Annotated in this window: 10 protein-coding genes; 5 read left to right on the plus strand and 5 right to left on the minus strand. The window is 56.2% G+C overall.

Going from position 1 to position 13197, the window contains the following annotated elements; translation table 11 throughout:
- Positions 1–227 precede the first annotated feature (227 nt).
- Together trxB and cobO are read right to left on the minus strand one after the other, a co-directional pair.
- On the minus strand, positions 228–1181 hold the full coding sequence (gene trxB, locus AB1644_10085) for a thioredoxin-disulfide reductase (protein MEW6051394.1): 954 nt from the start codon (positions 1179–1181) through the stop codon (positions 228–230).
- A 109-nt stretch (positions 1182–1290) separates the two neighbouring features.
- Positions 1291–1833, minus strand: a complete 543-nt coding sequence (gene cobO / locus AB1644_10090) for a cob(I)yrinic acid a,c-diamide adenosyltransferase (GenBank protein ID MEW6051395.1) — start codon at positions 1831–1833, stop codon at positions 1291–1293.
- 255 nt (positions 1834–2088) lie between these two features.
- On the opposite strand from cobO, the gene AB1644_10095 reads away from it, so the two are divergent.
- The 5 genes from AB1644_10095 (at position 2089) to AB1644_10115 (ending at position 8979) form a co-directional block, all read left to right on the plus strand.
- Entirely contained in the window at positions 2089–2520 is a 432-nt protein-coding gene (locus AB1644_10095; GenBank protein MEW6051396.1) for an Rrf2 family transcriptional regulator, read from the plus strand.
- A gap of 95 nt (positions 2521–2615) precedes the next feature.
- Positions 2616–3170: a dCTP deaminase gene (gene dcd / locus AB1644_10100; protein ID MEW6051397.1), complete on the plus strand. Its 555-nt coding sequence runs from the start codon at positions 2616–2618 to the stop codon at positions 3168–3170.
- Positions 3171–3229: 59 nt separating this feature from the next.
- Positions 3230–6847 carry a pyruvate:ferredoxin (flavodoxin) oxidoreductase gene (gene nifJ / locus AB1644_10105; GenBank protein MEW6051398.1) on the plus strand — a complete coding sequence of 1206 codons (3618 nt, stop codon included), beginning with the start codon at positions 3230–3232 and terminating at the stop codon, positions 6845–6847.
- 164 nt (positions 6848–7011) lie between these two features.
- The gene (locus AB1644_10110) at positions 7012–7854 is read left to right on the plus strand and encodes a hypothetical protein (protein ID MEW6051399.1); all 843 of its coding nucleotides are present in this window, start codon (positions 7012–7014) and stop codon (positions 7852–7854) included.
- A gap of 99 nt (positions 7855–7953) precedes the next feature.
- Entirely contained in the window at positions 7954–8979 is a 1026-nt protein-coding gene (locus AB1644_10115; protein MEW6051400.1) for a hypothetical protein, read from the plus strand.
- 73 nt (positions 8980–9052) lie between these two features.
- Here AB1644_10115 and AB1644_10120 read toward each other — a convergent pair whose 3' ends face one another.
- From AB1644_10120 to AB1644_10130, 3 genes are read right to left on the minus strand one after another with little or no spacing between them, the layout of a single operon-like run.
- Entirely contained in the window at positions 9053–10546 is a 1494-nt protein-coding gene (locus AB1644_10120; GenBank protein ID MEW6051401.1) for a leucyl aminopeptidase, read from the minus strand.
- A gap of 35 nt (positions 10547–10581) precedes the next feature.
- Positions 10582–11781, minus strand: a complete 1200-nt coding sequence (gene aroC / locus AB1644_10125; protein MEW6051402.1) for a chorismate synthase — start codon at positions 11779–11781, stop codon at positions 10582–10584.
- Between the two features lie 44 nt (positions 11782–11825).
- Positions 11826–13172: an HDOD domain-containing protein gene (locus tag AB1644_10130; GenBank protein MEW6051403.1), complete on the minus strand. Its 1347-nt coding sequence runs from the start codon at positions 13170–13172 to the stop codon at positions 11826–11828.
- Positions 13173–13197 lie beyond the last annotated feature (25 nt).

A 13197-nucleotide genomic window follows, 5' to 3' on the forward strand; every position in this document is an offset into this window, starting at 1 on the left:
ATTAACGAATGGGTGACACAAAAGTTTCATTCCGCTTACCCGGTCGGATTATGCTTGCGCAGATCGCTCCGGACAGCACTTTGGTGATCGTGGACTTGACACAAGATTCAGTGCGGTGACGCCAAAGTCAAGCGCCACCGACGGTCGCACGGTGGAAGTGATGTCAGTGAGAAGAAACCCCGCATACGCGGGGTCATTGATCGTATCCGGGATGCCAACGACTGCGTTCATACTCTGTGAGCATGCCGGTCTTCAAGCTGCTCGATGTATTTCTCGGCAGCCACAGCCGCGGTGGTACCGTCGCCGACCGCGTTGGTCACCTGCCGCACCAGTTGTGAGCGAACATCGCCGCAGGCAAAAATCCCCTTAATGGAGGTCTCCATGCGGTCATCGGTGATGACATAGCCGCCGGCATCGACCCGCAACTCTCCACGCACCAGTCCGGCGTTGGGTCTGAAACCGACATAGATGAAAATAGCGCCGATGTCGAGAGTGGATTTGGCTCCGGTCTTCACGTTCTTGAGTGAGAGATTGGACACGCGGTTATTGTCGCCGTTGATCGACTCCACCACCGTATCCCAGATGACGTTCACCTTCGGATTGTCGAATGCCCGCTTCTGGATGATCTTCTGAGCGCGGAATTGATCACGACGATGGATAAGATGAACTTTCGAGCCAAACTTGGTCAAAAAAGTCCCCTCTTCGACGGCCGCATCCCCGCCTCCCACCACCGCAATCACTTTGTCGCGAAAGAAAGCGCCGTCGCAGATAGCACAGTAGGAAACCCCTTTGCCTGAGTATTCCTTCTCGCCCGGCACGCCGAGCTTGAGCGGCGTTCCACCCGTGGAGAGAATCAGCGCTTTGCCGCGAAAGATATTGCCGGATGCACACCTGGCGACCCGGTCCTCGCCATCGGCGTATACTTCCACGACTTCCTCAAGCTCGATCTCGAGACCAAACTTCTTGGCGTGGTCTGTGAATTTCATGCCCAGTTCAGCCCCCGAGATATGTTCAAAGCCCGGATAATCCTCCACCTCGCCGGTGACGGCGATCTGGCCACCGGGAAGATATTTTTCCAGGCAGACGGTTTTCCGCCGAGCGCGGGCCGAATACATGCCCGCGCAGAGCCCTCCCGGGCCGCCGCCGACTATCACCACATCATACGTACGCTCGTTTGCCATTCTCGTTCCTTGTCATCTGTCGGGCGACATTGCGAAGCTGGTCAACAAACAACCGCTGTCGCACATCCCGTTATTAGAGTGCGTCTCGTGTCAAAAAGATTAAGACGATCTACCAGTCCACGCCTTTCTGCGCCATGATCCCCTTTTGATATGGGTGTTTGATCTCCCGCATCTCGGTGACCAGGTCAGCATGCTCTTTGAGCCATTCCCCGGCGCCGCGACCGGTTATGACGAGGTTCTGCTCCCCCGTTCGTGCTGCCACGATCTGTTCCAGTTCCTCCTGGGTTACCAACCCGAGACTGCAAGCGACATTCAACTCATCGAGGATAACCAGCTGATAACGTCCTGAGTTGAGTTTCTCCAGAGCCAGCTGAACCCCCTTGCGTGCGGCTGCGCGATGTTCTTCGAACGATTTGGTGTCATCCACGATGCCTACAAAACCTTCGCCGATGACGTGTAGTTCCACGTTCGGCTCAAGCCGTTTGACCCCTTTCAGTTCGCCGTACTTCCAACTCCCTTTCACGAACTGAATGAGGCAAATAGTCCAATCGTAGCCAATAGCGCGGACGCACATACCCAGAGCGGCGGTGGTTTTGCCCTTACCGTCGCCGGTGTAAACTATTAAGAGACCTTTTGTTACCGTTTTTGTCATCCCGTACAGACCTTTCCTGAGGCAATCTATGATGGCCGGCGGAGCCGGGAAAGCACTTTTTGGCACAATTGGGCTGCCAAACAGGACCCAACCTGTTTTATAGAGAATTTGTGAAAAATGTAACAAAAGTAGTTGACTTAAAGGTCTATGTTCCGTACCATTTGTATATACATACTGAAAGTGTCGAATATGTGGCGTTTTCAGATAACAAACAATCGTGTCTCTCACAGAAGCCTTATCCCAAGGTAGGAGAGTATGCAATTCACAAAGGCCGAAGAGTATGGCATGTTCGGGGTGCTGTACTTGGCCGAAAAGGACCGCTCGGTGATCACACCTTTATCCGAGATTTCCGAAGCGCAGAACATACCTGAGAAGTTTCTCGCCAAGATCTTTCAATCCTTGTCTAAGAACGGGATCGTGCGCTCCCATCGGGGGGTTCGCGGTGGGTTTACCCTGGCGAAGGACCCCAGGGAAATTACGCTTAAGGAAGTGCTGGAGACGATTCAGGGGCCCTACCATCTGATGAAGTGCATCAAAGACATACGGAATTGCGATAACAACGGGCAGGGGTTTTGTGCCCTGCGTGAAGTTATCCTGATCGCCGAAGAGCAACTCTGTGCCGTATTCGAAAAGTATACCATTGCGGATCTGATTGAATGGCAGCGTCGCAAGGAGATCGTCCGCTGAATTGCAACCGGAAACGGAGCGGGCATTTTAGTTTACTTTGAGAAAAAAATCACGTATCTTACGTTGATTTGGCAAACAACGGAGGATACGACGACGTGGCCGCAATGTCAGACCGCTGGATCATCGAGATGGCCCGATCCGGGCCGATGATCGAGCCGTTCGAGGAACAGCAGATTCGCAAGGGGATCAGTTTCGGTGTCTCCTCTTATGGCTATGACTTTCGCCTGGCCGACGAATTCAAGATACTCAACCCCACAGGTATAACAGAGCTCGACCCCAAAGCCGACACGGCCGGATGTTTTGTCGACATCAAGGCCGATTCGGTGCTCATTCCGGCGAATTCGTTCATTCTGGGGAGGTCGGTTGAGTACTTCAGAATACCACGGCATATCGTCACGGTCTGCTTCGGCAAATCTACCTACGCGCGCTCCGGAGTGATTGTCAATGTCACCCCGTTTGAGCCGGAGTGGGAAGGGTACGCGACAGTGAGCCTGGCCAACAGCGGACCGCGACCGGTGCGCGTGTACGCCAACGAGGGGATCGCACAGATATTGTTTCTGGCCGGCAATGAACCGTGTCAGACATCGTATAAAGACAAGAAGGGCAAGTACCAGGCCCAAAAGAAAATAACGTTGTCAAAATCGGAGTGACCGTACCGATACAGGTATACAACGGGCACGCCGGAGAGAATAGAGGTAGGAGCAATTTGATGTTACAGGAAGCTGTAGAGATAAAAGAGAAGACCGCGCATAAACCGGTCAAGCGGCGCATGGTGACGATAGACGGCAACACTGCCGCAGCACATGTCGCCCATGCCACGAACGAAGTGATCGCGATCTACCCCATTACGCCGTCATCGAACATGGGTGAGATCAGCGACGCCAAATCGGCTGCAGGCGACCGGAATATCTGGAATACTATTCCGATCGTAGTGGAGATGCAATCGGAGGGGGGAGCTTCCGGCGCCGTGCATGGAGCTCTGACCACCGGGGCCCTGACGACCACGTTTACGGCTTCCCAAGGGCTGCTTCTCATGATCCCCAACATGTTCAAGATCGCCGGTGAGCTGACGCCGACCGTCTTCCATGTTTCGGCACGTGCAGTGGCAACACACGCGTTGTCGATTTTCGGCGACCATTCCGACGTCATGGCGTGCCGCTCTACCGGGTTCGGCCTGATTGCTTCCGGTTCCGTGCAGGAGGTCATGGACTTCGCGCTGATCTCACAGGCGGCGGCGCTGGCCAGCCGGGTGCCGTTCGTGCATTTCTTCGACGGCTTCCGCACATCGCATGAAGTACAGAAGATCGAAGAATTGACTTTTGAGGACATGCGTGCTCTGATTGACGAGCCTCTGGTTTCCAAGCATCGTCAGCGCTCCCTCTCCCCCGACCGTCCGACCATCAAGGGGACATCGCAGAACCCGGACGTGTTCTTCCAGGGACGGGAGACGGTGAACAAGTATTATCTCGCAGCACCCGGCATTGTCCAGCAGATGATGGACAAGTTCGCCTCGGTCGTGGGCCGCACGTATCGCCTGTTCGATTACTACGGCCATCCCGAAGCGGATCGCGTGGTTGTCATCATGGGAACCGGCTCCGAAGTAGTGCACGAGACGGTGGATACCCTGGCCGCTCGTGGCGAAAAAGTTGGTCTTATCAAGGTCCGGCTTTACCGGCCCTTCTCACTTGAAGCTTTCGCCCAGGCGCTGCCGGCTTCGGTCAAGCGGATCGCCGTGCTCGACCGGACGAAAGAGGCTGGTTCAGTTGGTGAACCGTTGTACACCGACATCCAGGCAGCCGTCAACGAAGCCATGGACAAGGGGCTGGCAAGGTTCAAAGATCGCCCGCTGGTTGTGGGGGGCCGATATGGGCTCGGCTCGAAGGAATTCAATCCGCCGATGGCCAAGGCCGTGTTCGACAATCTCAAGCTCCATACCCCGAAAAGCCACTTCACGGTCGGCATCACCGATGATGTTACGTTTACGTCGCTCGACCCGGACTATTCATTCGATATTGAGGGGGACAATTTCCGAGGGTTGTTTTACGGGCTTGGCTCCGACGGCACCGTTGGCGCCAACAAGAACTCGATCAAGATCATCGGTGAAAACACGGATTACTGGGCGCAAGGGTATTTCGTGTACGACTCCAAAAAGGCCGGAGCGGTGACCGTCTCTCACGTGCGGTTCGGCAAAGAACCGATTCGCAAACCGTACCTCATCAATCGGGCACAGTTCGTGGCCTGCCACAACTTCTCGTTTCTGGAGAAGTACGATATGGTTGAGCAGTTGATCGAAGGAGGGACGTTCCTTCTGAACTCTCCATACGGACCGGCTGAGGTCTGGGACAAGATGCCCCGAGAGGTCCAGCAGACAATCATTGACAAGAAGGCCCGGTTCTGGGTGATCGATGCCATCAGTCTTGGCAAGAAGCTCGGCCTTGGCGCCCGGATCAATATGATCATGCAGACGGCATTCTTCTCGATCGCGGAGGTGTTGCCAAAAGACAAGGCGATCGAGGCGATCAAGAAGGCCATCGTCAAAACGTACGGCAGCAAGGGCGAGAAGGTAGTCAATATGAACTTCGCGGCGGTGGATGCCTCGGTGGCCGCTCTCAATGAAGTGAAATATCCGAACCGGGTGACATCAAAGCTCACGAGGCCGCCGGTAGTACCGGACTTCGCGCCCGATTTTGTTAAAACCGTGACGGCCGATATAATTGCCGGACATGGTGACCGAGTTCCGGTCTCGGCGTTTCCGGACGACGGCACCTACATTACCGGCACCACCCAGTACGAAAAGCGGAATATCGCGGTGGACATACCGGTCTGGGAGCCGGATATCTGCATCCAGTGTAACATCTGTTCCCTGGTCTGCCCGCATGCCGCCATCAGGCCCAAAGTGTTTTCGGCGGACCATATCGACAAGCTGCCCGAAGGATTTAAGTACATCAAGGCGATGACGAAGCAGTTCGACGGGATGTACTACGTCCTTCAGGTGGCGCCCGAGGACTGCACCGGCTGCGTTGTCTGCGTGAACGCCTGTCCGGCGGTGAAAAAGAATCCGGACGGCACCAAATCTGAAGTGAAGGCGATCAATATGGCCCGGCAGGCGCCGCTTCGCGAAAAGGAGAAACGGAACTGGGAGTTCTTCCTGAACGAGCTTCCGGACACCGACCCGAAACTGTTCAATGTCGAGACACCTAAGGGTTCGCAGTTTGTCAAGCCATTGTTTGAATTCTCCGGCGCCTGTGCCGGATGCGGCGAGACACCATACGTCAAGCTGATGACGCAGTTGTTCGGCGATCGTGCGCTATGCGCCAACGCCACCGGCTGCAGCTCCATTTATGGCGGGAACCTGCCGACGACACCGTATTGCCAGCGGTCTGATGGTCGCGGACCGGCCTGGTCGAACTCGTTGTTTGAGGATAATGCCGAGTTTGGTTTCGGCATGCGTCTGACCGCCGACAAGCTGAAAGAGTACGCGCTGGAACTCGTGCATGAACTGGTTCCGGAGATGTATGACGAGATCAAAAACGCCGATCAGCGGTCTCAGGAAGGGATCGAAAAACAGCGCGAACGGGTGGCGCTCCTGGTACAGCGGTTGGATCGCATGGACGGAAGCAGCCGCGTGATGTCACTGAAGAATATCGCCAACTTCCTCGTCAACAAGTCGGTCTGGATCATCGGCGGCGACGGCTGGGCGTATGACATCGGATTTGGTGGGCTTGACCACGTGCTGGCGTCGGGCATGAATGTCAACGTGCTGGTTCTGGATACCGAAGTGTATTCCAACACCGGCGGCCAGATGTCCAAGGCGACGCCACGGGGTTCGACGGCTCAGTTTGCCGCTGCCGGCAAGCCGACCCCCAAGAAGGACCTCGGCCTGATGATGATGTCCTATGGGAATGTCTATGTGGCGCAGGTGGCGATCGGCGCCAGTCACAACCAGGCGGTGAAGGCGTTCGTGGAAGCCGAGAAGTACAATGGTCCCTCGATCATCATATCCTATGGCCATTGTATCGCCCACGGCATCGATATGTCTCATGGTCTCGACCGCGAGGAGGCAGCGGTGAAGTCCGGCCACTGGCTTCTTTACCGGTATAATCCTGATTTGGTCCAGCTGGGCAAGAACCCCTTGCAACTGGATTCCAAGGAACCTTCGATCAAGTTCGAGGAGTATGCTTACAAGGAGAACCGGTACCGGACCCTCCAGGCCAAGGACCCGGAGAGGGCCAAAATGCTCCTTGAACTGGGACAGAAAGACTGTGACCGCCGCTGGAACCTCTACCGGCAGTTGGCAGGGATGGATTACTCGAAGGCGGCCGAATAGCCCCCTACGTCAGGCCGCTAACTGCGTACGATGGGCGGGTCCCGGACCCGCCCTTTTCTTTATCCCGGAAAGGGACCTTCCGGGGCATTGGGGTTATCAAGGACGGGGCCTGGAGCGCCGATAATGGGTCAATAGAACAGAAAGTCGGAAACCAGGAGGAATACATGCGTCGGAATGTCGTAGTACTGACACTCTTTGCCCTGCTGCTGTCTATCGGCGGCGCTGTCTCCGCCCAGGAGACGGAACAGGAGATACTGCAGCGGTATCTCTCCAAGGCAGAGAAGAAACAGATCAAGCACCAGGGGTGGTTCGCGCTGAACTTCGCCATGAACCGCATCAATCGCCACAATGACTACAATAGTTTTGCCGACTATGAGTCCCAGCGGTTCACCGGCACCAATTTTTCGTGGCTGAACATGGCCAAGACGTTCGGCGCTGAATTCGGGATGATGATGAGCCGCCGCATGGCTTTCTCGCTGGGCGGCGAATACTGGCTCAAGATGGGCGAGACAGTCAGCGGCTCGTACTTGTATCAGCCGATCAGCGCGTCGGTCTCCGATCCCGCGTCTGAGATCAAGGTGTATGGCGGGTCAGCATCGCTTCTGTACTATTTCGCCAATCCGCCTACCCCGCAGGATGGTCTCAAAGCACTGGCGTTGCGGTCGAGGGTTACGGTCGGCTATTACCGGGCGAACTGGAGTCTCTGGGCCGACTATCAGAATCTAAACTTGTCTACCTCGCTGCCCGAGCAGTCCAATCTGACGTTCAAAGGCACCGCGCCGGCGTTGACCATGACGTTCGGCGGCGATTATCCGATTGGCACCCACGGGTTTTCTCTGGGAGCAGAGTTCGGTTACCAATACCTGAACTTCAACAACGTCTCATGGTATAATGATCAAGACCAGGAGGTTGTTGTGACCTATGCCGGGACTCCGGAGACACGTGTTGATCTTGGCTTTTCCGGATTCATCGGCAAAGTGGAGTTGAAGAAGCTCTTCACCTGGTGATGAGTAGTTGTTTTAGGAGCGCGGAGGGGGTTGACAGAACCCTCTCCGCGTTTATCTTGGATCGGAATTCAGTACAACATACAATTGGAGTGTCCTTAGTTGAAGAAAACCGCCCTCTTTCTTAAGACTCTGGCGTTTTGTCTGCCGATTCTCGGCATGTCGGGCGCCCCGACCGCGCAGACCCCCAAACTCTCCGCCTTGCAGGCGGGCACGATAAGCCAACCAACCGGTAGAATCGCTTTTATCCGTGAGAAAGCGATCTGGGTCATGGATGCCACCGGCGCCAACCAGATGAAAGTGGTGTCAGCTCAGAACGCCGACGGCCGCATGAGCTGGTCGCCTGACGGCCGCCGGATCGCCTTTACGCGTTCGGGGAGTATTGATTATGCGGAGCCGGACGGCACAGGCGGAGGCAAGCACAAACTCTATGACATTTTCATCGCGTATATCGATTCCGCGCAGGTTGGTAACACATTCTTCTGGCGGCGGCTGACCGATGATCTCGGCAGTCGGGATCCTGATTGGTCGCTCGATGGCAACACGATCATTTTCACGAAGGATGTCAACGCCAACGCCATAAACGCACAGATGCCGAACTACCAGCTCTGCGTCATGAATCCGGAGGGGGGGGATTTTCAGCTGCTTCGCAAAGACTGGGCGAATATGCCGGAGTTTCTGATGTCGCCGTCGATGAACGCCAAGGGAGAGATCGCGTTTGTCCATTTCTTCAACCAGCGGCCGCAAGGACTCGCCGTACTCCCGAGAGAGAGGATCATGACTCCGCTCGATTCTATCGGGAAACAATCGGCGAAAATGCTGACCTGCCTGGTGCCGTCCTGGTCCCCGGACGGCAAGTGGATCGCGTATGTCAAGAATGATCCGGCCAAGCCGGGTATCTACATCGCCACGCCCGACCTTGCCAAGTCGTATCTCGTGTACGAGCCTCCGGCGGGAGTTGGGTTGATAACAATCGCATCGTCGTTCTCTCCCGATTCCAAATGGCTGACATTTTCATCGAGTGATGGCTCGATCTGGATAAGCGACATAACGGGCAGCCAGGTGAAACGTCTGTCGGGACCGGGGCTCGACTTTGCTCCGGCCTGGTCGAAGCAGGTCAAACGTTAGTCTGTCAGGCACATTGAATATCACAAAGCCGGACCTGTTGTCCGGCTTTTTTTATGCAGATAGTCGAGATTGACTACAGCGTTTTCCACTGGGAGAGCATTTCGACCAGCAGCCGCAGACCGAAACCGGTGGCCCCTTTGGGCATGTACGGTTTGCCCGCCTTCTCCAGATCGACATAGGCGATATCGATATGCGCCCAGGGCCAATCGCCGATGAAATTCCCAAGAAAGGCGGAAGCTGTCAGCGTGCCGGCGGGACGTCCACCTGAGTTGACCAGATCGGCCACCGTTCCTTTCATGGCTTCACGGAAGTCATCCCACATCGGCATTTCCCATACCCGCTCGGCCGTAGCGGCGGCGGCCTGACGGAGCCGGTCCATAAGTTCCGGATTGTTTCCCACGATGGGTGCTCCGGCATATCCCAGCACGTACAAGGCGGCGCCGGTGAGGGTCGCAATATCGACCACTGCCTGCGGCTTGAACGTATTCGCGAAATCGAGAGCATCGGCCAAAATGAGTCTCCCCTCTGCGTCTGTGTTGACGATGTCGATCGTCAGCCCCTTACGCGATGTAACGACATCCCCCGGCTTCAGAGCGGTTCCCGACGGCATGTTCTCAGTCAAGGGCATGAGCGCTACCAGATTGACGGGGAGCTTAAGTCGAGACGCGGTTACGAGAGCTGACAGGACGATGGCCGAGCCGGTCATGTCCCCTTTCATCTCGTGCATATCCTGGGCAGGTTTGAGGGAGATGCCGCCGGCATCGAATGTCACCCCTTTGCCGACGAGAAGGACCGGCTTCTGGTTGTCGCGCCTTCCCTTGTAATGGAGGATTGCAAAGCGGGGTGGCTCGGCAGATCCCCTGGCGACCGCCTGAAGGCAGCGCATTCTCTCGCGGGCGATCCCGTTCTCATCGAGTATCCGGCAGGTCAGCCGATGTTTTTTGGCCAGCTCCTGTATCCTTCGAACATAAAGGCGAGGAGTCAGCTTGTTGGATGGTGTGAAGGCCAGCGCGCGAACGAGATTCTGCCCGTCGGCGATGATCTGCCCGCGTTGTGCACTCTGCCGACAGGCCGGGAGTTGGGACCAATTCGTCACGCTCACCGTGATCTCGGAAGGTTCCTGCTTGTCCTTCTTGCCGTCCAAGGTTTTGAAATTCACTTGTACGTATGAGCCGAGGAGATACCCTTCGACCAGTGCCTGCGCATAGGCAGGTTTCAATTCGAAACAGGCGTGAAAGACGGCGCGTTCTCCGGCTGCCAGACTTTTGTGGCGCGAGACAACTCCCGCGGCGCGACGGAAACAATCAGCATCTACCTTCGAACTGTCACCAAGTCCGGCCAGCAGGACGCGACCGGCGCGGAACCCCTGTGGCTTCAGCAGGACCGCCGTCTCCCCTTCCTTGCCATGGAATTCTTTTGAGGCTGCCAATATCGTCAGGGCGCCTCGCGTCGCCCGATCAAGGGCCTTGAGGGTACGATCAGTAATCTTCTCAAAGGACGGTGTAAAGACAACTATCGTGTCGGCGCGAAATTCCTCCAGACGTCCGGAGGTACATATAAAACGCATGGCTGCTCCTCGTTCAATCGATCTACAGGGATAATTCAATACGGCGTGTCAAGAAACGCCCGGTAATTACGCTCCGTTTCGCTCAGGTTGTCGGCGCCGAATTTCTCCAGAAAAGCATCGGCCAGCACCAGGGCGGCCACGGCTTCGCACACAACACCCAGCGCCGGTACAACGCAATGGTCCGTGCGCTCGACCATTGCTTTGCTGGGGCGCTTGGTCTTTACATCGACACTGTCGAGCGGCCGATTCAAGGTCGAGAGCGGTTTCGATGCTACCCTAACAACAATATCTTCCCCATTCGTGACACCGGCCTCCAACCCGCCGGCATTATTGGTACGTCGATAGAACCCCTTTTTCGGCGCGTGCTGCTTGATCGAGTAGTAGATCTGGTCATGCACCTGGGAGCCGTACCGGCGCGCAGATTCAAAACCGAGGCCGATCTCCACTCCTTTGACGGAGTGGACCGCCATGAGAGCCCCGGCGAGGCGGCCATCGAGCCTGTGATGCCACTGCGAAAATCCCCCAAGTCCTACCGGCAGGCCACGAACAATCAACTCCACGACACCGCCGAGCGAGTCACGCCTCTTTCTGGCGTCTCTGATTGCCTGCATCATTTTGCGGCTCGTCTGGTCGTCGATACAGCGGACGTCGGACTGCTCGGCTACCGCAACAAGGCTGTCGAGATCAGCGCGCGACAGTCGCCGGGGCAGCGAAACTTTGCCGATAGCCACAACATGCGAGGCGATTCGGATATCGAAGTGTTGGAGAAGCTGGCAGGCCAGAGAGCCGATGGCAGTGCGTGCGGCGGTCTCGCGGGCGGAAGCGCGTTCGAGCACGTTCCGCAGATCGTAATGGTGCCACTTGATCCCCCCTGCAAGATCGGCGTGGCCGGGCCGAGGAGTGGTAGTATCGAGCGCCAGGTGCTTCTGCCTGAGATTCAACTCGACCGGCAGCGGACTGATCGGGTCCATAATAGCCGACCAGTTGGGCCAGTCTTTGTTGCGCACCGCCAGCGTGACAGGTCCTCCCATGGTCATGCTATGCCGGACGCCGCTCAGTATCTCCGCACGATCTTGTTCGATCTTCATACGGCCACCCCTGCCGTACCCTTTCTGTCGGCGCGCCAGATGATGATTGATCTGTTCGATGGAAACGGACATGCCGGCCGGTAATCCGTCGAGAATAGCCGTCACCTGCGGGCCGTGCGACTCGCCGGCCGTAAGATAGGTCAACATTAACAGAAGGTAACAGGCGGAGGCAAGCCGGTCAACTGTCCGGTTCAGCCGGATATCTGCTCGACATCCGGCAGCACCAGCCCGGATTCGTGCTCCATGGCCGTCAGGCGACGCTCGATTCGGTCATCGATCTTCATCGCCTGAGACATATTATAGAACGAGACCTCATCGATGGGCGAGATCTCTTTGATCTCGGCCAGCACCGCGACGATCTTCTTGATACTCCTATCGATAACGTCGAGACTGGCTGGCAGAAGCTTCTGCAGCTTCTGAGCGTCGCCGCCGGTCATCACCTGACGCAACAGTTGTGACCGCCCGTAGACGGCCATAGTGGCATTGTTCACATAATGGGAGAGTGTTGCGATAGCGATGTTTTTGGACTCGATCGCACCCCTGGCGTGCTCTTCGGCCAGCAGTTTCTGGCTCAACTCCTGGCGCTGTTTGAACAAGTTCTCGAGCATAAGGTAGGTCCGCCACAGCTCGCTGTTGGCCCGCGTGAGTATCTCCTCGATAGAGCCAATGTCGATGTTCAGATAGTTCGCCGTGGTGACGGTCCAACTGAGCAGTGACGACGAAATAGAATCGATCTTCTCCTTGGAGAGATTCATTGCTGATGCCAGCTGATTGATGCGGCAGAGACGGTCTTCCAGTTCGATGAAGCGCGTGGCAGCCATATCCTCGTTCAGGAGGCACGCCAGCCGCAGGATATTGCTGACCGAGGGGCCCGGTTTCACTTCACCGAACGAATGATGGTCGGAGATCGCTTCGCAGATCGAGTGCGGCAGTCGCCATCTCTTGGCCAGCAGATATCCGGCCTCACAGTGGTCGAGACCGAACACTACCTTCTCGGCTTTCAACAGGTCGTGCAACTCTTCGTAGGTGTGCCGCACCTGGCGATACTGCTGGGGGTGATGGTGCACGAAATACAGCGTGCCGATCTCGTGCAACAGACCGGCAATAAACACTTCTTCGATATCCTTGAACGCGACCAATTGGGCAATTTTCTCAGAGGCCGCGCCGACCGACAGCACATAAGCGAACAACTGTTTGGAGTTCACTCCTGTAGTAGCGTCGAGCCTGCCGGCATCGAACACTGAAGTCGAAAGGGCCAGGCATTTGACCGTGGTGACACCCAGAATCTGAACCGCCTGATGAACGGTCGTTATTTCCGTGCGGCGATGATAAAACGATGAATTGGCGACTTTGAGAATTCGGCTGGTCAGCGCCGGGTCTTTGAGGATGATCTTGGCCAGACTGTCGAAATTGAAATTCGGTTTCTCGATCTCCTTGAGAATCTCGGTAAGCGCTTGTGGGAGCGACAGCAGGTCGTCATGACGTTGTATTTCATCCGCAACTGATAGCCGCGTATTCGGGGAGATAGTTGTAGCCATACTGCGGTTATCGGCTGTTCGGCGA

The sequence above is a fragment of the Candidatus Zixiibacteriota bacterium genome (genome assembly GCA_040753875.1).
GTDB lineage: Bacteria > Zixibacteria > MSB-5A5 > GN15 > FEB-12 > DATKJY01.